22 protein-coding genes are annotated in these 25,435 nt (G+C 34.5%); 12 read left to right on the forward strand and 10 right to left on the reverse strand.

Annotated elements, in window-relative coordinates:
• Positions 1-14: 14 nt before the first annotated feature.
• Genes SK086_RS12210 through SK086_RS12225 form a run of 4 tightly spaced genes read left to right on the forward strand, consistent with a single transcriptional unit; the run spans position 15 to position 1,915 of the window.
• A complete protein-coding gene (locus SK086_RS12210) occupies positions 15-773 on the forward strand; it encodes a hypothetical protein (RefSeq protein ID WP_324691942.1) in 759 nt (252 codons plus the stop codon).
• Positions 774-813: 40 nt separating this feature from the next.
• Positions 814-1,209, forward strand: a complete 396-nt coding sequence (locus SK086_RS12215; RefSeq protein WP_324691971.1) for a DUF5675 family protein — start codon at positions 814-816, stop codon at positions 1,207-1,209.
• Positions 1,210-1,221: 12 nt separating this feature from the next.
• The gene (locus SK086_RS12220; RefSeq protein WP_324691943.1) at positions 1,222-1,665 is read left to right on the forward strand and encodes a hypothetical protein; all 444 of its coding nucleotides are present in this window, start codon (positions 1,222-1,224) and stop codon (positions 1,663-1,665) included.
• A 13-nt stretch (positions 1,666-1,678) separates the two neighbouring features.
• Positions 1,679-1,915 carry a hypothetical protein gene (locus SK086_RS12225; protein ID WP_324691944.1) on the forward strand — a complete coding sequence of 79 codons (237 nt, stop codon included), beginning with the start codon at positions 1,679-1,681 and terminating at the stop codon, positions 1,913-1,915.
• 231 nt (positions 1,916-2,146) lie between these two features.
• Here the strand turns inward: SK086_RS12225 and SK086_RS12230 are convergent, their stop codons facing one another.
• The 3 genes from SK086_RS12230 to SK086_RS12240 form a co-directional block, all read right to left on the reverse strand.
• Positions 2,147-3,157: a DUF2971 domain-containing protein gene (locus tag SK086_RS12230; protein ID WP_324691945.1), complete on the reverse strand. Its 1,011-nt coding sequence runs from the start codon at positions 3,155-3,157 to the stop codon at positions 2,147-2,149.
• A gap of 2 nt (positions 3,158-3,159) precedes the next feature.
• Positions 3,160-3,684: a hypothetical protein gene (locus tag SK086_RS12235; RefSeq protein ID WP_324691946.1), complete on the reverse strand. Its 525-nt coding sequence runs from the start codon at positions 3,682-3,684 to the stop codon at positions 3,160-3,162.
• A 304-nt stretch (positions 3,685-3,988) separates the two neighbouring features.
• Positions 3,989-4,483: a DUF6943 family protein gene (locus SK086_RS12240; protein ID WP_324691947.1), complete on the reverse strand. Its 495-nt coding sequence runs from the start codon at positions 4,481-4,483 to the stop codon at positions 3,989-3,991.
• Positions 4,484-5,803: 1,320 nt separating this feature from the next.
• Here SK086_RS12240 and SK086_RS12245 point away from each other — a divergent pair.
• The 4 genes from SK086_RS12245 to SK086_RS12260 all read left to right on the forward strand — a co-directional run bounded on the left by SK086_RS12245 (position 5,804) and on the right by SK086_RS12260 (position 12,765).
• Entirely contained in the window at positions 5,804-6,232 is a 429-nt protein-coding gene (locus tag SK086_RS12245; protein WP_324691948.1) for a DUF4238 domain-containing protein, read from the forward strand.
• Positions 6,233-7,023: 791 nt separating this feature from the next.
• Complete coding sequence (locus SK086_RS12250) at positions 7,024-7,374, forward strand: hypothetical protein (protein ID WP_324691949.1); 351 nt, start codon at positions 7,024-7,026, stop codon at positions 7,372-7,374.
• A 4-nt stretch (positions 7,375-7,378) separates the two neighbouring features.
• Positions 7,379-8,389, forward strand: coding sequence for a type II toxin-antitoxin system antitoxin SocA domain-containing protein (locus SK086_RS12255; RefSeq protein ID WP_324691950.1), 1,011 nt, complete (start codon positions 7,379-7,381; stop codon positions 8,387-8,389).
• A gap of 143 nt (positions 8,390-8,532) precedes the next feature.
• The gene (locus tag SK086_RS12260; RefSeq protein ID WP_324691951.1) at positions 8,533-12,765 is read left to right on the forward strand and encodes an ATP-binding protein; all 4,233 of its coding nucleotides are present in this window, start codon (positions 8,533-8,535) and stop codon (positions 12,763-12,765) included.
• Positions 12,766-12,837: 72 nt separating this feature from the next.
• Here the strand turns inward: SK086_RS12260 and SK086_RS12265 are convergent, their stop codons facing one another.
• Positions 12,838-13,800, reverse strand: coding sequence for a hypothetical protein (locus tag SK086_RS12265; RefSeq protein WP_324691952.1), 963 nt, complete (start codon positions 13,798-13,800; stop codon positions 12,838-12,840).
• Between the two features lie 215 nt (positions 13,801-14,015).
• Here SK086_RS12265 and SK086_RS12270 point away from each other — a divergent pair, with 215 nt between their 5' ends.
• Together SK086_RS12270 and SK086_RS12275 are read left to right on the forward strand one after the other, a co-directional pair.
• The gene (locus tag SK086_RS12270; protein ID WP_324691953.1) at positions 14,016-14,402 is read left to right on the forward strand and encodes a helix-turn-helix domain-containing protein; all 387 of its coding nucleotides are present in this window, start codon (positions 14,016-14,018) and stop codon (positions 14,400-14,402) included.
• 3 nt (positions 14,403-14,405) lie between these two features.
• On the forward strand, positions 14,406-14,825 hold the full coding sequence (locus SK086_RS12275; RefSeq protein ID WP_324691955.1) for a hypothetical protein: 420 nt from the start codon (positions 14,406-14,408) through the stop codon (positions 14,823-14,825).
• A 150-nt stretch (positions 14,826-14,975) separates the two neighbouring features.
• Here the strand turns inward: SK086_RS12275 and SK086_RS12280 are convergent, their stop codons facing one another.
• From SK086_RS12280 to SK086_RS12295, 4 genes are all read right to left on the reverse strand, one after another.
• Positions 14,976-15,659 (reverse strand): hypothetical protein, encoded by a 684-nt coding sequence (locus SK086_RS12280; protein ID WP_324691956.1) that lies wholly within the window; start codon positions 15,657-15,659, stop codon positions 14,976-14,978.
• A gap of 19 nt (positions 15,660-15,678) precedes the next feature.
• Positions 15,679-18,576 (reverse strand): TrlF family AAA-like ATPase, encoded by a 2,898-nt coding sequence (locus tag SK086_RS12285; protein ID WP_324691958.1) that lies wholly within the window; start codon positions 18,574-18,576, stop codon positions 15,679-15,681.
• A 216-nt stretch (positions 18,577-18,792) separates the two neighbouring features.
• Positions 18,793-19,818: a putative phage abortive infection protein gene (locus tag SK086_RS12290; protein ID WP_324691959.1), complete on the reverse strand. Its 1,026-nt coding sequence runs from the start codon at positions 19,816-19,818 to the stop codon at positions 18,793-18,795.
• Between the two features lie 433 nt (positions 19,819-20,251).
• Positions 20,252-21,502, reverse strand: a complete 1,251-nt coding sequence (locus SK086_RS12295) for an STAS-like domain-containing protein (protein WP_324691960.1) — start codon at positions 21,500-21,502, stop codon at positions 20,252-20,254.
• Between the two features lie 187 nt (positions 21,503-21,689).
• Between SK086_RS12295 and SK086_RS12300 the strand changes: the two genes are divergently transcribed.
• Both SK086_RS12300 and SK086_RS12305 read left to right on the forward strand, forming a co-directional pair.
• Positions 21,690-22,466: a hypothetical protein gene (locus SK086_RS12300; protein ID WP_324691961.1), complete on the forward strand. Its 777-nt coding sequence runs from the start codon at positions 21,690-21,692 to the stop codon at positions 22,464-22,466.
• Between the two features lie 92 nt (positions 22,467-22,558).
• Positions 22,559-22,945, forward strand: a complete 387-nt coding sequence (locus tag SK086_RS12305) for a hypothetical protein (protein WP_324691962.1) — start codon at positions 22,559-22,561, stop codon at positions 22,943-22,945.
• A gap of 170 nt (positions 22,946-23,115) precedes the next feature.
• On the opposite strand, the gene SK086_RS12310 is transcribed toward SK086_RS12305, so the two are convergent.
• A complete protein-coding gene (locus SK086_RS12310) occupies positions 23,116-24,483 on the reverse strand; it encodes a T9SS type A sorting domain-containing protein (protein WP_324691963.1) in 1,368 nt (455 codons plus the stop codon).
• A 129-nt stretch (positions 24,484-24,612) separates the two neighbouring features.
• A partial coding sequence (locus tag SK086_RS12315) for a T9SS type A sorting domain-containing protein (protein WP_324691964.1) occupies positions 24,613-25,435 on the reverse strand: 823 nt, incomplete at its 5' end.

Raw genomic sequence — 25,435 nt, forward strand, 5'->3', positions numbered from 1 at the left:
AAATTGTAAAGATTATGGCTAGACAGAAAGGCATAATTAAATTAAAAGGGACTATCGGGGATATTACCTTTTACAAGACGCAGGATGGGCATTTGGCACGTGAGAAAGGAGGAATTGATGCCAGTAGAATTGCCAGTGACCCGGCTTTTCAGAGGACACGTGAGAATGGCTCTGAATTTGGCAGGGCAGGGAAGGCTGGGAAGCTTTTACGAACTGCCTTAAGGCCATTGCTGATTAATTCAGCAGACAGTAGAATGGTTAGCAGATTGACCCAAGCTATGGTTAAAGTTATTCAAGCGGATACTGTTAGCGAGAGAGGACTTCGAAACGTTATTGACGGAGAGGCTGAGTTGCTATTTGGTTTTGAGTTCAATATCCGTGGTAAGTTGGGTACCAGTTTGTATGCACCATTTGTGGCTGCAATTGACAGGGCAGCGGGAGAGATTACTGTTGATATTGCTTCGTTTGTTCCGTTGAATATGATTGCAGCACCTAGTGGAACAACACATTTTAAAATCATTTCCGGTGGTGCTGAAGTTGATTTTGAGGCTGAGACCTATGTAGTTGCCACCTCAGAGACGGCAATCTTACCTTGGGATGCAACAGCAACAGCCGCAATCAATCACACTAATGCCGTGACTGCCAACTCGACTAAACCCTTGTTTTTGGCTTTAGGTATTGAGTTTTATCAAGAGACTAATGGACAAATGTATCCGCTTAAAAATGGGGCATTTAACCCTTTGTCGATTGCTAAGGTTGATAGTGGTGTGTAATGGACTTCGACAAGCTCAGTCTGACAAACACGATTTAGAAGTGGTTTTAGTATTAACCAGAACTTATTTCCCCAAAGGAACTAATGGTCAACTCGAATGCGAGGGCAAATTGATTTGTAACACCATTGAATTGCCTTGGAAGAATAACGAAACGAAGGTTTCCTGCATTCCGGAGGGGAAGTATTTTATCAGAAAAAGATACAGTAAGAAGTTTAAATGGCATTTGGAAATCATTGAAGTTAAAAACAGAAGTTGGATTCTGTTTCACCCAGCTAATAATGCCCTCAAAGAACTGAATGGCTGTATTGCTCCGGTTACCAAAATTTCGGGAGCCGGATTGGGATTACAATCCCGAAAAGCTTTTACCAAGCTCAAATCGTTAGTTTATACGGCTTTGGATAAAAAGCAACGAGTTTTAATCATCATCAAATCTTAAATTTTTAAAATCATGAAAACCAATTTTTATAAAAGTTTGAAACTAGCATTGTTTCTATTGTTTACTGCATTAAGCAGTTCAACCGTTGTGGCACAGACTATGCCGCCGAAAGCTGAAATCAGCCCTATTGGCGGTAGCAGGTCACCGTGGCCGGACTTAAGGTGTGCCTTGCATTACGTTAATACTATTTCATTAGCTCATGTTAATGAAAATGCAGTACCCGATGAAATTTATAATGAAAGGGTAAAGCCAATAGTAATCAATTTGCCTGATGTATCATTTATTGCGGTTGGAGGAAAGTCGACTCCTCAGCCTATATTGTTTGAATCGGCACTTTCAGTATCGGTAGATGAATTGGAAATACGGGTTATAGATTTACCTCGGGGTGATTTTGCAATTCATTTAACGGATTTGCAATTCGAAATGCCGATAAGGGATCTATTTTTATCAACCTAATTGCTTTGAGATCATGACTATTAAAAAGAGAATAACATCTCCCACTCCGAAATTTTTTAAAGTGCTTCGCAATATCGGATTGGTTTTGGCTGCTGTTGGCGGTACCATTTTGACAGCCCCAGTAGCTTTGCCTGCTGCAGTAGTCACTATTGGTGGGTATGTAACGGTAGCCGGGGGAGTACTCTCGGCCGTTAGCCAACTCACTGTAAAAGAGGAGCAACCACAACAGAAAGAGAATGACGGCAAATAACCCTACTTTCGCGGGGACTGTTGGAGGGACCTTTTTGAGTATGTTACCTAATATAGACTCAACAGATGTACTTAAAACAGTTGTTTTAGCCGGTTTAGGCGCTGTTGTTAGTTTTACGGTGTCGTTACTACTAAAAAGAATTTTGAAGAAGCACAAGAAATAGTTTAACCTCAGTTGTGGTGACCTTTGGGTTAAGCAAAATGAAAGCCTGGTGTAAAGACCAGGCTTTTTTTATATTCTGTAGGGGACTTTAGATTTTTCGATACTTACATTTGAATAACCATGTTTCTTTAAAAATTCTTCGATGGACAGTTTGTTTAAATCAAAATCCATTGAAGGTCCAATTATAATGGAGCTAATTGGTAATTGCTTTACCTTATATTTTTTGTCTTTTTCCAATTCTTCCAGACCTTGTTCAGATTTTTGCCTTTGTTCTTTTTCATCCTGATAATTTGTTTTCAGCAATAGATACGGAACCAAAAGATTATTTTTACCTACACGATAATGTAATTCTCTATTTTGGTTTATATCACTATCAATTGCCAAATCGAAACGATATTCGTACTCTTCAATAAATGCCCGGTGCTTAAATTGACCCACGTAGCGATTAATAAAAAAGGTAATCTCTTCTGCAACAATCTTATCAAATTGTTCATTACCTCCCCAATTGAACAGTTTCTTTTTTTCGATATAAAACTTTGTGCATTCCCGAAGAACTGCATTCGAGATTATTTTTTGCTGACTATCTTTGTAAACAATAAACAACCCCTCTGCCTTGATTTCAAAGGCTTCTGATAGCCTTTTTGGATCAAAACCAATTGCGATTCCCTTGCCATCGTCCGCATAAGCTCTCCATTGACTTAACAAGTCACCATTCAAGGAAAAACAAGTCACATATCTATTAGATTTTTTGAGATTAAGTAAGGATTTTATGTTCTTAAACAAACCTTTGCAGGCAAGAAATTCTTTTTTGCTTTCAAGGTTGTCAATGGTTTCACAAAACAACTTTATACCAAAATAAAATTCTTCTTTGTCATTAAGGAACGCAGAGTTACTTGCGAAAAATGATTGGTTTTCTACGATAGCCTTTAAGCCTAAAAGATTTGTGTAGTGAAAAAAAGTATTCTTTTTGGAATATTTCCTTGTCTTTTGAAGTTCTGGCAAACTAATGAGTATAGACTCAAGTTCGTTTTTCCAAGTATTCAAAATATCCTGATTTATTTTAAAAGTAGCAGCTTCCAAGGTTAACTTTTTTTTGAGGATGTTAAGGCACTAAGGAGTAACGCAGCTGCTCCAATCCCTAAAATGACTTTTAAAGCAGTCTCATTATCTTCCGTTTGCTTCCTTTTTTGCTCAGTGGCTTTTTTATTAACAGCAGAAATCTTGTCGATTATATCGGTTTTGAATTTTTCAATACTATTTAAATCGTAAGTATCAATAAACACTTCTATCGGAGTAATATTCTGAAACTGGATATTCTTTCCGATGTGTTTTGAATAAACAACAATGATATGTGATGAATCTTTTGTTTTTAATGCATAGTTTATTTCTTCCATTACTGTTTCAGAAAGTTGCGCAGTAGAAAAAATAATAAACCAATCAGAAATATCAATGTTAGATTTTGTGACTGATGAAAGATTTTTTAAAGAGTTCCTCTCAGGGAGATAAATAAAATAACCATTTTGTCGACCCTGTCGAAATAGTCCTTCAGCCAACTGTTTTTCCTTCGCTGATAGTGGATTGTATGAAATAAATATACTATTCTGCATATCTCGTATCTAAGTTTAACAAATATACAAATTGAATATCTTTATGAGTATAAAGAAAAGTTATATTAGTGATAATTCAAAAAGTCTTTAAAACCAGCTTTATTATTGGTAGTCCTCACACAAGTTCAGAATTACTTCCTCGATTACGACTGCAGTAGTATTGGTTATAAGTCCGTGATATTTCGCACAGTCTGTTGCTTTTGTTCGACAGTCAAAAACTCCAAAGAATACGCGAGAGGTTTTCGATTTCCAAATGTCCGTTTGGTATAAAATGAATAGTGTCATAATGTGTGTTTGTAGTTGATTATTTACAGTAGCGGTAAAGAATTATCCTCCTCATTTCATTAATAAGTTTAATGTTTTCATGAAACTGCCTTTCTTTTTGCTCCAAGAGTTTCAAAGTTGCAATGTGTTTTAGGTGCTGCTCGTGTTCTTCCATCATAGTTTTGGCTCGTGGAGTGAATTCATTTTTGAAATCCTGAATTCTTAGGAAACGTATAACTGAGCCGATAAGGAATTGGTGCCAGAATTTTGTTTGCCATAAACTGAAAGCAATAAAATAGAAGTTTTCGCAGTCCTCTTCATGTTGGAATAGCATCACAAAGCTGTTTGTGAAAGGCTCTTTTTGGGGTTTGCCGCTGTTTAGTCCTTTGTTAAGGATAAATAAATGGGGTTTTGAATAGGTAGTTCCTGCTTTGTGGGTTTTGATGATAAAATTGGTCATGGCTTCGGAATAAAAGTTAACTTCTTCCTGTTCCTGTGTTAAGCGGTGGTTCCGGGTTACTAGCCAGGCCCACACACAAATTTTTTCAAAATAAAAAAGGAAAAAAAAGAAAGCCGTACGACCTTGTGGAAGGTTTCAAAAAAGCCAGTTTTTTGGATGAAATACTACCCAGAGGGTGGAGATTTTAGCCAAAACCCAATGGGCTTGAACTTGCTTTTTTGAATACCTGCAACATAGTTTTGCTCTCTTTTTTTTCATTTTTATTTTGACCAATTTTAGTCTATTTATGATGTGTAGATTTTTGTGGTAATGATACTACGGAGGTTCTGGAAAGGGTATAAAATTCCGGTACGGATTTTATACGCTTTCCTAGGTTTTGGTTTTATGTGTGCTTGAGTAGTTAATAGAAAGCGCTATATGATTATAGCAGAGTTGTTGTAAAGAATGAGTATAGGCACTTATAAAACCAATGCATTAACTTACATAGTGCTGTGGGCAGTAGCGCGGGCAAGGGTATAGATTTTTTATTTGCTTTAGGCGATGGATGTGATTGCTTTTTGGATGGCCGATGCTATACTAAATGCGAATCGATGACATTCGTCAATATTTTGATAAAGCAACCTGAAATTACTGTGCATTGGACAGCCGGGAAAGCAATGTAAATGAATGTACTGAGCAAATGAAAAATTATACTCTTGCTGGGGAGTTTGGTTTTATAGGTGCCTTAAGGTTAATTATGAATTATAAATTATGAATTAGGAGTTGGATATAAATGTTATTCGTTTAGGCACTTATAAAAGCAATGCCAATACTACCGATTTAAACGGTAAGCTGATAAAACAGTTGCACTATTGGTGAATAAAAAACAGATGACTGCAATACTTCAATTGAAAAGGTATTGGTGATAAGGTGGCGGCGAAGGGTGGTTTTTTTAAAACATGCCGGTGTGAGTCCTTCGACTGCGCTCAGGATGACGGTTTTAAAAAAGTTGCCCTAGAGCCGCCACCATTTGTTCCCGTTAAGATAATGTGCGCGGCTTTTTTACATAATGTTGTTATGGCTCATGACAATTTTTTTTAGAAGCAGGGAGTTCATAATGAGCCATAACGCCACATTATGTAAAGAAGCTTGGGAGAAAAAATTACCGGCGCAAGTCACGCAGTGTACGTGTTTTTGTTGTGGGGAGAAGGCAAGCTCTTTGCCTGGCGGCTAAGCGAATTGTGGTGTTGAAAGTTGGACTTTGAAGCCGACAGGCAATGTGCTTGAAGAGGATGGGGACAAAAACTGTGACGGTAATTTTTTTAGGAGCGTTGGGGTAGGAAGGGCAAACGTTTTCTGGTGACTGGGATTGCTTGTGATTACCGCGTGATAGCTTAGAAATATTAAATTTGTTTTATGAAGCAGCACTTTATTTATTTGAAGCAATTTTCCTCGAAAATAGGGAAGGGCTATTTTGTGAATAGCTTTGATAAACAAACCGGAAAGCACATTCCGACAAACATCAATAATATTTGTGCCGAAACTGATTTATATACATTGGATGATAATAGAGAAATTAATAATGATATTTTAGCTGTTGAAAAAATCTATGCAAATTTTGTAGAACCCCGATACCAAAAAGCCTATAATTTACTGACTGACGATACTGTTTTCCGTATTACGGACGAACAGCGGATTAAAATTATCATTGGCATATTGCAGCTCTACATGAGGAACCCACGGCATTTGAAAAATGGCGTTGCTGTACACACTACCGAGATTTCGAAACAGCATCTTGCCGTGACTGAGCAAATTTGCAACATTCATAAAGACATCAAAATATAAGTCAATAAAATTACGGACCATTCAAAGTTTATGACAAGTGACAACCCTTTGATTTCTGATGATTTCGTGACCGGTTATGATAATGCACTCCTTCGTTCCCAGGAATTTTATTTGACTCTAAACCGAAAATATGCTGTACGATTGTACCACGACAATACTAAACGACTGAATTACATTTACCGGATGAACGTGCCAGATAGATATGTTCATGGCTATAATTGAAAAATTTACCAAGCCTCTTCACGGTTTGTAATTGGGGATGCAAAAGCTTTCAAAGAATACCATAAATTAGAGGAACTTTTCACGAGTACCTCATTAGAAGTAAGAATGGAACTTGTTAAAGAGATTCTTTCGACGGTAGGCAAACGGTTTCAGAATGATGAGGGTTATTTATTACTGAAAGCACTTTATGAGAAATACGAACAGGATGGTTTTGTAACAACGGAGGAAGAATTCGAAGTATTGGAGAGGCATTATCAACTACTACGAAATGAACGGATTGAGAGGCAACAATAAATTAATAATAGGTTTAACTATTTTGTTCTTTAGGATGTCCCTTTCCTTCTACATAAAGCGCCCTATATATAATATATAATTTGCGGTGATAGTAGCCGTTACTGACATTTTCTATAAATAATAAATATCATTATTAAGATAAAAATTAAGCAACATAGAGCTGGCAATGTGCGGTGCTGGTATTCTACAAAATAGTTGTTTAAATATTAATTTTAACTTAATTATTCCACTTTTTTATTGTAAATTTGTGCAATGAACTTATTTTTGCAGTGGTTATGGCGACAAAGGCCGAAGTAGACAGGTTTCTCAGAGAAGTGAGAGAGAAAATTGCAATTTTTGATATTGCATTCAGACCCAGGGATAAAAATACTCAGGCATTGCTGGATTTGGGTATAAGTCCTAATGACAGATTGAAATATATTATGGGTCTTAGCAGCGATAATTATTACAGAGGCCCAAGTCATGATACCCACGATACTTCACGTCCTGATTATTACGAATTTGGAATTATGATAAATGGGCAGGAAGTTTACATTAAAATCAGTCTTGGACTGGACAATAAGCGTGTTGACTGCATGTCTTTTCATGTAGCGGAGGACGTTATTACATACCCTCTTAAAAGTTAATATTATGGAAAAAGTAATTGAATGCCCATATTGTGAGGGCAAAGCGAATTTAAGGGTTCAGGAAAAAGAGTTTGTGTTTAAAAAGGAGTGTTTAATCTCCCATGAATATTTTTATCAATGTGATTTGTGTGCAGAGGAGTTTACGACAAATGAGGTTGATGAATTTACGATACTGCAAATAAGCAATCAGTACAGGAGTAAGCATGCTATACCATTTCCCCAACAATTAATTGATTTGAAGCTAAAGTACGGATTGTCCTCGGCTAAGATGAGTGAGGTGTTGGGATTAGGAGCCAATGGTTACAGTAATTATGAGAAAGGGGAGGTTCCTACACTTGCTATAGCAAATTTACTTTCTAACGCAAGTGATCCTGCTGTGTTTAAAAATATGTTTATAAAAGTAAAGGACAGTTTTAGTGATAATGCCTACAGGGAAGCTCTTAAAAAAATAGAGCATTTAATTAATAATAAGGAAGAGGAAAATTACATCAGATTGAATTATTATGAGGAACCTAATTCTTTTACTGGGTTCAGAGCATTGAATAAAGAGAGAATATCCAATTTAGTACTCGCCTTTATATTAAGATGCAAAGAAGATTTTAATGACAGGTTGAAACTGAATAAATTACTGTTTTACACTGATTTTTTGAGTTATAAAAAAAGAGGATACTCGATAACAGGACTTACATACAGGGCGATCCAATATGGACCTGTTCCCTCGTATTATGACAATATGTATACGATACTGGAGAATGATGGAGTTGTAATGTCTACCTGGAAGAAGGAAGAGGATGGTTCGGGGAAAGAAATTTTTACAGCAGAAAAGGATTTTGATAGTACTGTATTTGAGGCACATGATATTGAAATTATTGATTTAGTTATCGATAAGTTTAAGGATACTAGTTCCTGGGATTTGGTTGAATTGAGTCATGGGGAGCAAAGTTGGAAGGATTTGATTACTTCGAAAGATATTATTGATTATCAAAAATATGCCTATTGTCTTGAAGCCATTTGATAATAAGAAGCCCTTTTGGGCTTTTTTTTATGTAGTGAGTTGGTCTTTTTGTTTTTGGATTTGAATAAGAGAGACAGATTTGTAAATATTACGGTTTTAAAAAAAAGATATAAATAACAGATTATTTAGTAAAAGATTCATACATGATTACTGTAAATTGGAACAACATAAGGCCGTTGCATAACAGCTTAAATGAAGGTTTTGAGGAGTTGGTATGCCAGTTGGTTGCGAGAGAACCTGTTGCGGATGCCGGGGCATTCAGAAGGATTGGAAAACCTGATGGTGGTAAGGAATGTTACCGGAAACTGCAAAATGGTAAACTACATATGTGGCAAGCAAAGTATTTTACCTCCAGTTTGACTACTACTCAATGGAAGCAGATTGATGAATCTGTGAAAACTGCCATAGATCATCATCCAGAATTGGTTGTTTATTATGTTGTACTACCTGTTGATTTGCCGGATGGAAAAATAAAAGGCAAAAAATCAGCTTTGGAAAAATGGGATGAAATGATATCCGAATGGAAAAGTTATGCTGCATCGAAAGGAATGGACGTGACCTTTACGTTATGGGGTAGTTTTGAGTTGATATCACGTTTAAGTAAAAAAGAAAATGAAGGGCTCGCTTATTTTTGGTTTAACCAAGAAGAATTTCTTGATGAATGGTTTGATAATAAAAATGAAGAAAGTACACTAGCGTTGGGGGTAAGATATAGTGCAGAGCTTAATGTGGAATTGCCGATATCCAATTTATTTGATGGATTATCCCGTAACGAGACAATCAAAAATCAGTCAGATTTACTGTATAAAAGAGCTTTTGAAAAATACCGTTCTGCCAAGAGTAGCCTGACTGAAGATTTGTTCAAAGAGCATCTGGACAAAATGGAATCACAGATGGCTATATTTAAAGTAGAGTACAATTCTATTGATTTTAATAGTCGACTTATTGAAACCAGCGATTTTGTAAATCATATTAATACTATAAGATTATTCCTTGATACTATTATTGAAAAGTTATACAAATTAAGAGATGAAAGGGAAAAAAATAAAACAGACTATTTTAACCGTCCATTTTCTAGAGAGATAAATCAGGTTTATGAGTTCACCAACAGCCTTAAAAATTTATCTTATTTCTTTAAAAGTGATTTATTTTATTTAACCAATCATCCTTTTTTACTTTTAACGGGCGAAGCCGGTATTGGCAAATCACATTTATTAGCTGACATGGTGAGGCTGAGGAAAAGGAATGGACAGATTAGTTTGTTTCTGTTAGGAGAGAACTTTAGCAGTAAGGATATGCCATGGACACAGATACTTAATAATCAGTTGCGGAAAAGCAATCTGGATGAATTTCAATTTCTTGGTGCATTGAATGCCAAAGCGGAAAGTATGCAAAAAAGGATACTTGTTTGCATCGATGCGCTTAATGAGGGAGAAGGACGGCATGTTTGGCCAAAAAGGCTTAAGAGTTTTACAAAGAACTTTCTAAGTTACGAATGGCTTGGCCTTGTACTGACGGTTAGGGATACTTATGCTGATCTTATTGCGCCAGAGGATGAGATCAACGAAAAACTGATTTTGAGGATTGAACATGAAGGCTTTGCATCACAGGAATATGAAGCCACCAAACAATTTTTCAAGCATTATGGTATTTTAGAGCCGTCGACACCTGTTCTTAACCCGGAGTTTCATAATCCGTTGTTTTTAAAATTATTTTGTAAATCATTGCAGGTTCGGGGTCTCAGCGAGATTCCGGATGGTTATGAGGGGTTAACAACTATAATTGAGTATTATCTGGATTCGGTTAATTATAAACTGTCTTTGCCTGATGGCCTATATTATGAGGAAGGCAAACAATTGGTTCAGAAAGTTGTACATAAAGTAATTCAGAAAATGGTGGATGAGAATGTGGATTTTGTGACCTACACTGAAGCTGATAAAATAGTGGACAAGGTTTTTAAAAATAAGTGTTCTCATCCCGAGCCTTTTTTAAAAAGGTTGATATCGGAAGGAATCTTCAACAAAGATTTGAGGTGGAATGGAAGGAAAGATTTTGAGGTAGTTTATTTTGGATATCAAAGATTTCAGGATCATCTTATCGTTTCGTATCTGCTAGATAAATTCATGGATATTTCTCAACCTGAAAAATCCTTTGCTTCAGGAAGACTTTATGAATTGGTTAAGGATGAAAAAACCTTACGAATGAACAGGAATCTGATTGAAGCTTTAATCATTCAACTTCCTGAGCGTACTGCTAAAGAACTTTTTGAGCTTGTCCCGAGTGTAAGGAAGTACCGCTCTGTGGCACTAAGCTGGATTAATTCGTTGGGATGGAGAAAAACGGATGCTATTGGCAAAGCAGCCACTGACTACGTTAATAAGGTAATTGCAAAAGACGACTATCTGTTCTCACATTTCTTGAAAACAATAATTTCCTTCGGTATGAAGTCTAATTTTATTTTTAATGGTGATAGTCTGCATCGTTTTTTGATTTCGCAACCTTTGGCCAAAAGAGATGCTTTTTGGACAATATGGCTTCAGGACAAGTATGGAGAGGATTCAGAACGCAATCCGGTTATGCGATTGATTGATTGGTCATGGAACGGAGACTCCAGGGAAAGTGTAAGTAGTGATTCTCTGATTTTGGGTGCCACAATGTTAGGATGGTTTTTAACGAGTGCCAACAGGTATTTACGTGATGCTACCACCAAAGCTTTGGTGTGCTTGTTTGAAGGACGGCCAGAGATAATAATGGAAATCCTGAAAAAGTTCAGTAAAGTCAATGATCCTTATGTATTGGAACGCCTTTATGCTGCCGCTTATGGTGCGGTATTACGGTCAAAGAAATTAGAATGGATTGAGGCTCTTGCGAGTTACATTTATTTAGAGGTTTTTGACCAAAAAAAGGTATATCCTCATATTTTATTGCGTGATTATGCGAGAGGTATCATTGAATTTGGCATAGCTAATGGAGTATCTTTTGAACAAGGAGTAAGTAAAGTTCGTCCGCAATATAAAAGTGAGCGTCTTCCAAGAAAGTTTCCTACTAATGAGGAAATTGACAAAAAGTACTTGCCTGAAGATGAAGAAAGAAGGTACGGAGGTGATTCCTGGGGTGCTACTGCTATTATCAATTCTATGACTACTGAATATGGAAGAGGTACAGCGAGGTATGGAGATTTCGGGAGATATACTTTTCAGAGTGCATTAAGAAATTTTGCTGTTGATGTTGATGGGCTTAGCAATTACGGTGTACAGCGAATTTTTGAATTGGGATATGATCCAAAGGTTTTTACAGCATTTGATTCGGTTCAGGGAAGTGGACGAGGAGGAGGATACAAGGAACGTATAGGTAAAAAGTACCAATGGATTGTTTTTTATGAATTACTTGCCCGCGTATCAGACCAATGTGAGCTTGTTGACGAATCGAGCTGGGAAGAGGACAGGCCTGTAAAGTTTGGTGGACCATGGTATCCGTATGTTAGGGATATTGATCCTACAATTATTATTAAAGAGACCAAGGCAGTATCCTATAAGCAAAGCCCTTTTCACTGGTGGTTTAAAAAGCATCATATCCATTTGGAGGCTGATATTGAAGAATGGATAGAGGATTTGTCTGATATACCAACCGGAATTGATTTGCTGAAGGCGGTAGACGAGAATGGGGTAGAATGGCTTTGGCTGGACAACAATCCTATTTGGGTTGAAGAAGAGCCGTTAGAAGAAGACCGTTATCTGAGTCAACAAAAACGGCTAGCCATGTGGGCGGATGCTTATGTGGTTAACAAAAATGATATCAAAAAGATAAAGGCAGCAGTACGTTTGAACAAAAGATATGATCTTCCTGAGATAAGGACCTTGTATCAAATTTTTAGTAGAGAATATTATTGGTCAAATGCATTTTATTATTTTGAGCAGCCCTATTTTTCAGGTGAAAAATGGATTGAAATTTATGATTCTAAAAATATTTTCGCGGGAAAAGTACATCGTACTTCGGAATACTTTTTATGGGAGGAGGAGTTTGATTGTAGTAAAACTGAAAGCATAGCTTATCACAAGCCGACAGATTTGATTTTTAATGGACTCAAACTGCGGTTTTCAGACAAAGAAGGCGAATTTATGGATGAGATGGGCAACCTGGCCTGTTTTGACCCATCGGTTTCAAATGCAAGTTACCGAGGGCTTTTGGTAAGGAGGGACTTGATAGAAACATGGCTGGATGCTAATGGGTATGCGTTATTGTGGCGAGTTTCGGCAGAGAAACTCATACTAGGAGGCCACAAGGCGCCTAAAGGACCGGGAAGACTTACACTATATGGATTTTATGAGTTGGAGAATGGAATGTTAACAGGAGGAATTGAAAGAGAATCGGATTGAATTAACAAGCCGTTAAATAGTTAAGTAAGATGCGATTTGGAAAGAGTAGGATATATAGGTTTGAGAGTGTAACTATTCGATAATTGAACGGAGGATTTCTTTGAATTCTTCTAGATCTTTTTTAGTTCCGGAGAATATTTTGCAGTTGTATTTTTTGTCAAGGCCTAACAATAATAATTCATTTTTTCTGCGTTTATCTGTAAAGAGATAATCTGATGGTGGCAGCCCCGAAACTAAACGCATAAAATCAAAATGGTCGCTCTCCTGTTCTTTTTTGTGCTGAACAGCACTAAGTGCCATGAGTGATGTTCGTATATCCAGATGAGGGAACTTACTAAAACCATGAAATTTTACATATTCCAAGAGTTTTGAAATTTCCTTTTTATTCATTTTATGAACGACCACCAGCCTGTGAATGATTAAATCAATCCAGTTTGCGATTTCCTTATTGCCAAATTTATCGCCCCGGATAACAGTTCTTTCTTTTTTATAAAAATCCTGTAAGCGGTCAATAAATTTATTTACCTCGAGTTGCATTATGATTTGCAACATTTTTATATCAATTGTGTAGTTAAGAGTGCGGGTAACATTTCTAAACTGATTCTGTCCATCGAGACATTCATCAAAGGTAGCCTTAAACTTTTTTTTGAAATCTGCGGTTTTGTTGTAATTATCATCTAAGTTAAATATGAGTTCTTTATCCTTGAAGAAAAAGGTATTTGCCGTTAGATTATTTTTACGCAATACTGAAGTTATCAGTTGTGTAGTAGGCAGTAATTCAAACTTGAAGATATAGTTTCCTGAGATAGTCTGAAAGGAATTAATGGTGTTAACACCAGAAGCATAATCTTTTTGGGAGGTTTCGAGGAAATGTTCGTAGGGAATAGGACAGACCAATTTATCTTTTTTGTAACCTTCGAGTAAAAGACTGTATATTTCTTTCCAATCTTTACTCCCTTGGTCATCAAACATCCCGCTTGTGCAGTATTGATCGAGACAAATTATCATTTTATTACCTATAAAAGATTTTGCCATTCTGTTTTTTTAATTTATAGAGTAGCTATTTAGCGGCGGTAATCGCCGTGGAGAGTTCAATTTCTAAATAATAATGTGATTCTATTGAATAACAAATTTACAGGAATTGACTATAGAAAAACATAGTATTTGTTTTACTTTTGAGTTACGGATGAAATTCGTATTTTTGTTTAAAACACTAAAAGGATACTTCGTTAACTTTACAACATAAGACCATGAAAACATCAGCTAAACCAAGCCATATAGGACGTAAGATAAGTAAAATACGCGAGTTGCGCGGTATGAAGCAGGAAGCGCTTGCCTTGGCCATAGGCGTTAGCCAACAAACCATTAGCAATATTGAAAACAGTGAGGAAGTGGAGGAAGAAGTGTTGGTGAAAATTGCTGAGGCTTTGGAGGTTTCAGTGGAGGGAATTAAGAATTTTAATGAAGATATAGTTTTAAATATTATTTCAAATACATTTCGTGATAATTCATCAGTTATTAATTATGGTTGTACTTTCAATCCTATTGATAAAGTAGTTGAGCTATATGATAAATTATTAGCCTCAGAAAAGGAGAAGTTTGAGTATTTAGAGAAGTTGTTTAAGGACAAGTTATAGTTTTTGCAAAGTGAAATAGAAGAAATATTTAACTTATGTACTCAAATCAGAAACTCAATTCTGAAAGTACAAAATGAGAGTTCTATATTTCAAAAATTTCCTTTTGGTTGCTGTAGAGATTCTTCAGTACTTATAGGATTGTTTTTAACTAAAAGAGGACTAGAAAACATATGTTATTGTCATACTACATTTCAAAATTGTAATACTAGCCATGCGTGGCTGGAATACAAAAGTTATATCATTGATATTACTGCAAGTCAATTTGGAGATATTTATCCTCATGTTATAGTCGAATCAAACAAAGTCAGGCGTGAAATTCATATGAGACCATTTTCTGAACCTTGCAATTTAGGGATTGCAGGAATGGATGGCTGTCTTATACTGAAGGATTATGAGTTGATTAAAATGAACTTAGATATTTAAAATAATTAATATTCAACCTAGTTTTACTGCCGTTGATAAGATAGTTGAGCTTTATGAAAGATTATTGCAGACGAAGAAAGATAAGGTTGCACTATTGGAGCAGTTGAAGAAATAAAAAAGAGGCGAGAGCCTCTTTTTTAAAATCTTTTATTATTTTACAACCAATCTAACGTGATATCGGTCTTTAATTTTTCCTCCCTCGATGAATTGAATTAACTTGGGGTCTATGTAGTCTGTAGATAATGAAAGATTTGGATAATCTAATTCAAATACTTCATCAATTTCAGATTTTTCAAAATTGACATCATAATCTAAATCTTCATAGACATACGCTGGAGTTTCTGCCAAAATTTGAGCATTTTCAATACCCCATACTAAATAAGGATTATATCCATTCTTTAACTCTACATACTTATTTGTATTTGTGTAGTATTTAAATATTTGATAATCCCTATCCTTGCTTATTAATTTATGCCATAAGTCAGAGGAACCGCCTTTTGTTTGTACACTGTCTGATATAATTGGTCTGTTTAAATTGTTAAAGCAATATTCATACAATAAAGTTGCGTAACCTTGATTTAGAATTATTGATTTAGACTTATTTATGCAATAAAATTTTTGGTCATAAAAAATAACAGTCTTAAGTCTTACTACAGATAGAAGTTCACTTTGTTGATTTTCTAACTTTAAATATTTGTAATGAAGATCATTGGCCTCTAAGATTCTAACGGTTTCATGGATGTGTACTAAATTAAATTGAAGATAGTAATTAAAATAATCGTCAATGAGTGATTGATATTCTAATTCAGTTGGCGATATTAAATTTGGCATCAAGTAGAATTGCTTTTAAACTCTATTTAATTGAATATTTCCGTTCTCTTTGTTTGAATGCTTCATCACCACCCTCAAGAATATCACAAACATGTTCTCTTATACCCTGGCTTTCTAACACTGATATGTTAATTTGTTTTCCGAAAGAGTGTTCTAGTGACCCATTGACATATTCAAATCGATAATTAGTTACTTCTGTTTCTCCGTCTTGACCTCTTTGGTTTGCAACAATTATATTTTCAGTATCAGTTGCAACTACCAAATTTGCGTTGTGAGATACGATAATAATCTGCCGTTCCTTTTTCTTTTCCTTAATCATACGACATAACAGCTCATATATAGTTCTGTTGTCGAGATTATCTTCAGGTTGATCAATTAAAATCGGAAACTCATACGAACTGATTTGCAAAAATAAAATTAGCAAAACAGTACCTTTCTTACCAGGAGACATGTTTAATAGATTATCTCCTTTATACGTAACTGTATAATCAAGTTCTAAATTATCCTTAACTAAGCCTCTTAAAATATCTTCAAAGTTTATTTTTGTTTTTAGAGGAATAAATTCATTGTCATTATAATATAACTTGTCGTCACTCGATCTTAATGGTTTCTTGAAGAATACAGCAACCAAATCGTAATTGACAAATTCTTGATCAATTAACGTTTTATAAAAATGTTCGCTACCAATAGAAACTTTATTTGTCTGGTCATTCAGCACAAATTTTGAAAGTTTATAGATAACCTTGCAGTTTAATTGTATATCCTTTCCAATTACATTATTTGAGTTATTAATTTCAGACTCTATCTGTTTGTATAATTCATTTCTAGTTTTTAACAGGAATGATATCTGCTCTCTTATTTTTTTATATTCTGCAAATAGATTTTCAAACTGTTTTTCGTTTTCAAGTGCGGTTAAGAATTTTATTTTTTCAGATTGAAGTTGCTCTCCTAGTTTTTGTAGCTCTTTCTGACCTGCTAATTTTTCAGCATAAGGCTTTAACTGTTCATCTATTGAACTTATTTCTAAGTTTGTTTTAATTCTGTTGTTAGCAATGTCTAATTTTGATATGTCTAGTTTTACGTTATTGATTAATTTATTGTAATCGACTTCTATTTTGGCTCTTATGTTTATAATGTATTCAGGAATTTCTACTAACTCATCTAATAATCTTTCTATTTGACCTTTTAATTCTACAATCCCTTGATCATTTCTTTTACCTAATAAATTAAATTTAGAGTTTTGTATTTCAGTAATAACCTTGTTTAGAGTAACTTCTTCAATATTTAATACTCTTAATTTATTTTCTGAAATAGATTTTTGATTTAAAAGTTGATTATATTTTAAAATTTCCTCTGGAGTTAGATTTAAAAGTTGTTGTCCTTTCGAAATTTCTTGTTCTATTTTTTCATATCCACTTTTAATATTAGCCGATAGTCCTATATCTTTTTTCTTTTGCTGCAATACCAATAATTCATTTCTCGTCTTAATATATTCATTAAGTAATCTGTCTATTTCAGTAGTTTCATTTTCAATAGATTCTATTTTTCTGTCATAAAACATCTTAAATTTCGAATCTTGAAGTAAGATGTTTTTAATTAATAAATTTAAATCCTCCTTATTATTTTTTTCGACTAGATAATTGATGTATAGTTGAGGGATATAAGTTATTTTGTGATTTTTTGTTCCGTGAATATCACTTAATAAATCTTCATCACCGTTTTTCCAAATGACTTTAAAGTCGAATCGATTAGCGCCAAAGTTATACCCCTCAAATCCTAGACGTTTAGAAGTTTTGTCAACTTGTTCCGGATCAATGCTTTTAGCTGTGGAATATAATAAAAGTGATTTGCCCGAAGATTTGCCGCCAATTATTGCATTAAGATTTTCATTCAAAAAGATATTTTGATTTCCAAATAATTTACCATCATCGATAAATTGTAATTTATCGATGATAAATCTATCATTTTTTATATCTGGTTTAATTGTTTGGATTTTAACTCTGTCTTCACATTCGTATACAGTTTGTTTCAACCCTTGAAACGTGGGGTCGGCTTTTATCCAACAAAACCTATTTAGGTCGGGTTTAAAAATTTTTGAATTTTCATGTGCATCACATCCGTGATAGCAAGGCATTAATTTACCGCATTTTTCAATCAATGATTTTTTGTCATCAGGACCTTGACCTATAAAATATAAATAATCTTTTTCGCTTGAAGAAAAAACGGCATCAGCAAATTGATAAATAGACCACCTTGTTGCGTCTAATTGCGATTGACTAGATGAAATAAAAAAATTTTCGTGGTTTCTAATTCCAGATGCTCCATCTGTGCTTTTGTTTGAGACAACAATGATTGTGTTTTCTCGCAAGTCTGTATCTTTTTCAAATATTTCTCTGACTGTGTCAATGCTTATAACATAATTATTAATTCCTTCGCTATACGCTTCTTCATCACTAATTCCTGATTTTCCTGGGAGTGATTTTCCAAGCCTTATAAGTTCTTCTTTTTTTGCTGAATAATTGCTTCCCGAAAATGAAAAATTCAGCTTAGAAAGAAATCGAGTATCGATTTGGTTTTCAATTTGAGGATTGAAAATACAATGTAGATTAATCGGGGTGGCAGAACCTGTCACCGGGGTAACCCTAATTTCTATATTTGGAAGAATCAAATTAAATTTCTTTGTAATTTTCCCTTGTTTAACATGTTCTTTAAATTTAAAGTAATTATCAATAGAAAAATAATCCGTGATGCCTACCACAGCTATATCTTCAGTAGATTCATTTATTGATTCAATATATTTTTTCCACTTTTCTTCTATTGTATTACCTTCAAATTGGTCATTTTTTTTTGTTTCCGGCGTATGGATGTGTAGATCCCATTTCCTCCATTCTGAACCTCTGTTAAAACCTGTATACGACATATAAATCGATTTTTCAATTATTATAAATAAACTGTTGATTCGTCAAAATATTAATGACAAGCCAAAGCGGTAAATTACCGATAAACTTTGTGGTATTTGTTTTCGATGAGGGCAACACGAAAGTAAGAAAAAAATAACAGATAAAGAGTTTTGCTATTTCTTTTTTGCTCTTAAGACTGGTTTATTTGGTGGTAATTGATTAAAGGTCTTTCATGATTACCCATTCCATCTTTCTGATTCAAATAGATCATCGTCAAATTTATTTTTTATTTTTCTGTAGTCTGTTGTTTTTAAATTCTCATATTTGGTTTGTACGTATGAATTTTGAATTAAAAAAGCTCTAAACACATTATGTATCATTCGATAATCTGTGAAAAAGTTATTATTATCATTTTCCCATTCTTTTCCGAATCCAGAGAACCAATTGTAGAATAGTAGCACCTGCTCGTAATTGGACATTTGAGCTCTTAACATCCTTAAGTATTCCCTTTTTTCGTCATAATTAATAAAGTTTTCATCTTGATTAGCTACAAATTTGACTGTAAGGAATAAATGTCTGAAGTATTGGGATAATTTTTCGGAGTGACCCTGAAGTAGTTCATAGTTTGTTACAGTATCAAAATATATGACATTACCTTCAGGTTGAAAAGGTTCAATAAATTTTTTGTTTAATAATCGTCTAGTTCTAATGTTTTGTATAGCTTTGATATATTCCTCCTCATTATCGGCATAATTACCGTTAAAGAAAATAGCGTAGGCAGCCATAAACGAGTATGCTACATCTATACGGAGGGGTAATATCGTTTTAAATATCTCTTCAATTTCTAAACAAAATAATACGAACACATCAGTCCCTTTAAGTTCATAAGTCCTTTTGCTTATGCCACCGCCATATTCAATATCAGTTAACTCAATCTGTAAATTATTTACATTTTCTTTATGTAAGCGTAGCATTTCATAGTACTTAGATTCAAACTGTTGTATCTTGAACTGGTCACTAATTATTTTATTTGCTTTTATCTGTGATCTCAATGCTTTATAAACGAGTATGGATCCAAAAAAAGATAATGAGGTTCCTAAAATACCACCAATTACTGTTGCGAGATCTTGTGCCGGAGTGCCTTTGTAAACTTGTTTTAATATCAGAATAGACGCAAATGAAATTAGAGCACAAATAAAAAACGTGTATGCCAAAAATACTCGTTCTTTTTTCTTTAATTTAAATGGCTTTTTTTTGGTCATATTTTTATTGAAATAAATAACGTAATAAAGACTATTGTAAAAGCTACAATATTCTTATGTATGATAATCATTAAAATCTTTGTGGTATTTGTTTAGAAGTGGGTATAACGAAAGTAAGAATAAAAATGCAAAAAGTATACTTTTTAATTGACAATTCACATTAGCACAAAAAAATAGGCTCCCAAAGGGAGCCGTTATTTTTGTTATTTGTAGCCACTATTTGCAAGGAAATCAGAGCGTTCATAAAATAAACATAACATCTCTTGGAGAAGTTCCTTGGGGTGCAAATTTATTTACATTTATATTTAAATACAAATAAAATGCCAAAAAAGTATATAAAAAAGTATACATTTCTGTAAAAATGTACATTTTAGTATAACTTTAGTACAAAGGTACCTGATTATTAGCCAATAAATTACAATACTATGTTAAATTATAACGACTGTGCTAGTCGCTGGCTTAAGGAGCGTTGTACAATAGTTTGTATTGTTTCATTCATATTGGTTAACGTGAAAATCTTTTGAAACTGGAAAAAGCCTAATTCGACTACCATTTTACCGATGAATTCATCGGCGAATGAAGAAGAAATAATTCCAATTTCGGAAAAATCAATAATTACCGGTTTTTTTGTTTTTTTGAAGAGGTTGATTACCTCATTTTTTAGTTTTAATCCAGATTGTCTTGTTCCGGTTCCAGAGGTAGCATCGGCAACTTTGAATATTATTCTATCATATTCATCCTCCATATTTTCGATATACATATCTGTTAACTCATGACCTTTTAATGCTTCTTTTATTGAGATTTCCTTGTTAAGATTGAGATTGAAATTTACGGTTGTAGCCTGTTGTTTTGGGCTAAGCATTTGAATTTCGGTAAACGTTTTCATGTTGCCCTTTATCAGACTTAGCCCTCCTTTGCCGGATATTATACTCATGACACCGGCATTAAGCGTTACGATATTATAAAGCCCCCACATTCCGTTACCTTGTCCTATTTTCTTATCGCGAGTAACGCCTTCCTGAACTGCTAAAGAAATGGCATCGGGGGCATTTTTTGGGTTGTGGTATTTTGATTTTTTTAATGATCGGAATATCCCAATCCCGTAGTCGAAAATGCAAACATTAATGTTTTTGGAAGCTTTATGCACTGCTGCCATTACAAAACCACATTCTGCTTCGGAATGTTGGATTACATTATCCATAATTTCGTTTAGCCCCCAGGTGCATGCATCAATAACACCAGCTTCACATTCTATAGCTGTTCTGATATTTGCTAAAAGACCATTAACCAACGTATGTACTTCATCTGAATTTTGAAACAACCAGATTTTATCGAGGCAATTGTCATTTTTATTGATAGTAGTTTCGCTTACTTTATAAGGTTCTCCAAAATGTATTGCATCAAGGTATTTTGGAGGGTTGATGAATTCAAATTCGATATGTAGTATTGTTTTAAAATAATGAATGTATCCTGCTATTGCCGCTGTAGGGTAGGGATAGATTTTTTCTACTTCGGAAAAATCGAGAATTATTTTATTGTGTCCAAATTTGAAATGGAGTCGCTTAATAGAATTAACAAATTCGGGAACAACCCTTTGATTGGTAAGATTACCAAATTTGAATGTGTTCCCAAATACCCAGGAATTGTAATTTTTAAAAAATTTACTGTCTATTTTATTATCCACTTACTTCTGTATTAGTAGTCTAAAATAAGGAATTTATTTATTTAATTATCAATCAACTGAACTAAAAATTTTATGCGTGAAGCGTTATAATTGTATTAGTAAATTACCTCAGGTTTTAGTAGTATACCAACTGTTTTGGTTTGGTACCGCTTAGTGAGTGGGTAATTTGCATGGAAAATTAGAAACGATGCAACCAATTAAGTTACCTAAAGCCGAAACCGAAAAGCTGCAGGAGATTGTAGTGAAATTAGCTGGACCTTGCAGTATATATGTGTTTGGCAGCCGAGAAGCCCACTTTTACATACTTGTGATTTGTGATGTTTCAGTAACTGCTACACACCTGATGAACGAAATAGCGGAGCGGACTAACAGAACCATAACTGCAACTATGCTATTACACAAACCCAGACATCTTAAAACCAAAGGAGGCAGTCAGGAATGTTTTTTTGACCAAGTGTTCCGTAACGGTCAGCGGCTATGCCTTGATAAAGCTAATATACCATATATACTAAACCACAACCCACAACGTGATTTGGAAAGCGATATCCGGTTTTGGCATAAATGTGTTGCGGTAGCACAGTTTAACATACAAGCCGCTAAAGAAAGTCCGCAGGCAGAAGTAACGCTCTGCAGGGTAGCGCTGTTGAATATTGCTAGTGTGCAGCTTGCTTTGGGGCTAATCAGGGTTTTTATGGGGTATAGCCCCAATGAATTTGGACTAAACTACTTGTTGCAACTGTGTGGGCATTTTACGGATTTGCCATCACAAGTTTTTGACAGGGAAACACCCGAAGCGGTGAAACGTTATAAAATGCTTTGTGCCCCACCCAGTATGTTGATTCACTGTACCAGACTTAATGCTGATGAAAGTGATTTTGAGACTTTGCTGGATAACTGCCAGCAGTTTTTGGATGGGTCAACGGTTTTAGTTATAACTGAGCTTGAGCTGTTGAATACTAACTGAATATCATCCCTAAGGGATTTTGGATTTTTTGACATTTTTTCTACCGATATGTTGTCCCTACGGGACTATTAATAATTTATAAAATAACTTTTATGGAAAGAATTACTTATTTCCCCGATAATTTACGCCAACTGGCCGAAAAACATTTTGTGTTGTTGGAATCACAAAACCCGAAGAAGAAGCGGGACACTATTCAATTGAACCTTTCCGGATATTCGGATGTGATGTATTTGATAGCCGATATTACGAAAGTTTGTATGCTGGCATTGGAGGGGGAAACAAGTAGCAACCGGATACCTGAACCAATGGTGAATATAAGCGGTGTGCTTGGGATTGTGCTGGATTTGATTCCTTATGAAGAGGCGGAATTGTTGGATAAAATGAGGGAAGCTGTGTTGTGTCAAGCACTACCGGAAGATGAGTATATTTTGGAGAATTTTTTTCTTACTACGCCTGAAGTACTAACGATTACATCGTGATTTAATGAAGTTAAAATTTGAATAATCAGAAGAGACATAATTTTACATCTTGGGAATAATAATTACATCAAGATATAAGAATAGCTAATTTGAAACATCTTCTAAAGTTTGTTTTTTGTTAAAGCAAAAGTTTCAAAATAAATTCTATGCATTTGCAATCGTTCTCTACTCTAATTCTTTACGAAAAGATGATTCCAAGATTTGTTATTAGCTATTATCTTTAACACGTAAGTTGCATTTTGTAGTTTTTCCACGTTAATATTATGTTTGTTAGAAAATGGTTTTTCAGTAAGGATAAGTCTATTTTGTAGATCGTATATCTGAATACTTTCTATAGTATAGTTTGAAAATTCAATGTTTAAAAATGTTTTTGTAGGGTTTGGGTATATGCTTAGTTTATCTAAACTTGCTTGGCTTTGAGATAAAGTCCCACCTGCACACCCTATGCTGTGTAAGTTAGGTCTGCTTGTAAAAGTTCCATCGCCAAGTTCACCGTCGGTATTGCTTCCTACAGAAAACATTTCATCTTGTTTTACAAAGATGCTGTGCCAATCACCAGCGGATACTATTTTCCATTCATGCATATTGTTTACTAATTGCGGTGTATGGTAATCTGTGTTTGTACCATGGCCCAACTGTCTCTGTTGATTATAACCCCAACCCCAAACTGAAAAGTCTGTTTTTATGGCCAAAGTATGGTTTCCCCCAGGCGCTATGTATAGCCAATCACCTGAGGCGCTAACTAGCACCGGAGTATTTTTCTTTACAACTGTTCCATCTCCTATCTGACCGTGTAAATTTAGCCCCCATCCCCACAATGAACCATCTGACTTTAAGGCAAAAGTATGCCATGCGCCAGATATCACTTCAACCCAATCATTAGCTGTTCCTATGCGAGTTGGAATATTTTTCTTTACATATGTTCCGTCACCAAGTTGCCCATATTGATTATCTCCCCATGCCCATAATGATCCATCATTTTTGATCGCTAATGAATGTGAGGTGCCTGCAGAAACTTTATTCCAATTATTTTCTGTACCAATTCTAACGGGTGAGCTTCTTGTAATATAAGTTCCATCACCAATTTGACCATAGTAATTATATCCCCAAGCCCATAATGATCCATTATTTTTGATAGCTATACCATGTTCACTACCCCCAGCTATTTTATTCCAATCTGTTGCATTGCCAACTTGTGTGGGAGCATTTCTATTTATTAAATCCCCAATACCTAATTGCCCAAAAACGTTATATCCCCATGACCACAATGTTCCGTTGTTTTTTATAGCCATAGTGAAACTGAAACCCGCCATAACTTTTTTCCAATCATTATCGTTACCAATTTGTGTTGGTACATTGACGTCAATATAAGTTCCGTTACCTACAGCGCCATGATCATTATATCCCCAAGACCATATTGTTCCATCTTGTTTTAACATGATGTTGTGTTGTCCAAAAGTTGAAAGTTGATTTACGCATTGGGCGTAAGATTTTATTATTAGAAGTATTAGGATTAAAAGAGATAATTTAGATTTCATACAATAAATTTACATTAGGTTTAATTTTTTTTTAAATGTTTTTATGGTATTAACTTTATAAAATTTTGGTTAATACTCATTACTTCGAGTGGCTTTATAGAACTTAAAATATTTATTTAATTCAGTTTTCTATTCTTTTATCACTTTTATTGTTTTTGCTGATGATTCAGTATATATTTTTACAAAATAAGTTGCATTGGAGAAATTAGCAATATCAATAATTAACTCTGTTTTTGATGCTGGGATTTCAAGTATTTTTTGTCCAAGAATATTGTAGATGCAAACTCTATTAATGACTTCGTTTGATTTTAATGTAAAAATTTCTTTAACAGGATTAGGGTATAGCTCCATTAGTTGTATGTTATGTTCCTCATTAGCTAAACTACAAGGTTGTGGCGTAACTGTTACAGTTTTTGATATTACGGCAGTTTGGGATAACATACAAGGTTCATTACTGATAATTTGACAACTTAAAACATCTCCATTCTGTAACACAGATGTGGTAAATTCAGGTGAGTTACTTCCAACATTATTGTTGTTGATTTTCCATTGATAAGTTGGAGAAGTACCCGGATAAATAGCATTTACCGTAAAAGTATAACTCAAACCGCTGCAAAGCGCTTGGTCTTGAGTAGTGGAGAAGAATGTTAGAGAAGGGTTTTGAATATCAGGGACTTCAAAAACAATAGTATTAGAAAATCCATCTACCCCTGAACAAACAGGAGTTATTTCAACTTTATATCTTTTGCTGCAGACTGTGGCATTATTGTTATATTGAAAAGAGAAATTACTTTGCGGATAACTGATATTAGTGAATGATGACCATGAATTATTATTGTAGTTATACACTCTGATTTTGTAAATTTTATCATTTTCAGAAAGCCAATTTACATTTACATTTTTAGTTGTATTGTTGATTGAAATGACTAAATTTTCAATGTTATCATTGTAA

The organism is Flavobacterium cheonhonense (assembly GCF_035671315.1).
Taxonomy (GTDB): domain Bacteria; phylum Bacteroidota; class Bacteroidia; order Flavobacteriales; family Flavobacteriaceae; genus Flavobacterium; species Flavobacterium cheonhonense.

Coding starts and splice junctions, on each gene's coding strand:
- SK086_RS12310 (WP_324691963.1), bottom strand. CDS start 24,483: ATGAAATCTAAATTATCTCTTTTAATCCTAATACTTCTAATAATAAAA.
- SK086_RS12235 (WP_324691946.1), bottom strand. CDS start 3,684: ATGCAGAATAGTATATTTATTTCATACAATCCACTATCAGCGAAGGAA.
- SK086_RS12255 (WP_324691950.1), top strand. CDS start 7,379: ATGGAAAAAGTAATTGAATGCCCATATTGTGAGGGCAAAGCGAATTTA.
- SK086_RS12290 (WP_324691959.1), bottom strand. CDS start 19,818: ATGACCAAAAAAAAGCCATTTAAATTAAAGAAAAAAGAACGAGTATTT.
- SK086_RS12225 (WP_324691944.1), top strand. CDS start 1,679: ATGACTATTAAAAAGAGAATAACATCTCCCACTCCGAAATTTTTTAAA.
- SK086_RS12220 (WP_324691943.1), top strand. CDS start 1,222: ATGAAAACCAATTTTTATAAAAGTTTGAAACTAGCATTGTTTCTATTG.
- SK086_RS12265 (WP_324691952.1), bottom strand. CDS start 13,800: ATGGCAAAATCTTTTATAGGTAATAAAATGATAATTTGTCTCGATCAA.
- SK086_RS12250 (WP_324691949.1), top strand. CDS start 7,024: ATGGCGACAAAGGCCGAAGTAGACAGGTTTCTCAGAGAAGTGAGAGAG.
- SK086_RS12270 (WP_324691953.1), top strand. CDS start 14,016: ATGAAAACATCAGCTAAACCAAGCCATATAGGACGTAAGATAAGTAAA.
- SK086_RS12210 (WP_324691942.1), top strand. CDS start 15: ATGGCTAGACAGAAAGGCATAATTAAATTAAAAGGGACTATCGGGGAT.
- SK086_RS12245 (WP_324691948.1), top strand. CDS start 5,804: ATGAAGCAGCACTTTATTTATTTGAAGCAATTTTCCTCGAAAATAGGG.
- SK086_RS12260 (WP_324691951.1), top strand. CDS start 8,533: ATGATTACTGTAAATTGGAACAACATAAGGCCGTTGCATAACAGCTTA.
- SK086_RS12285 (WP_324691958.1), bottom strand. CDS start 18,576: ATGTCGTATACAGGTTTTAACAGAGGTTCAGAATGGAGGAAATGGGAT.
- SK086_RS12305 (WP_324691962.1), top strand. CDS start 22,559: ATGGAAAGAATTACTTATTTCCCCGATAATTTACGCCAACTGGCCGAA.
- SK086_RS12300 (WP_324691961.1), top strand. CDS start 21,690: ATGCAACCAATTAAGTTACCTAAAGCCGAAACCGAAAAGCTGCAGGAG.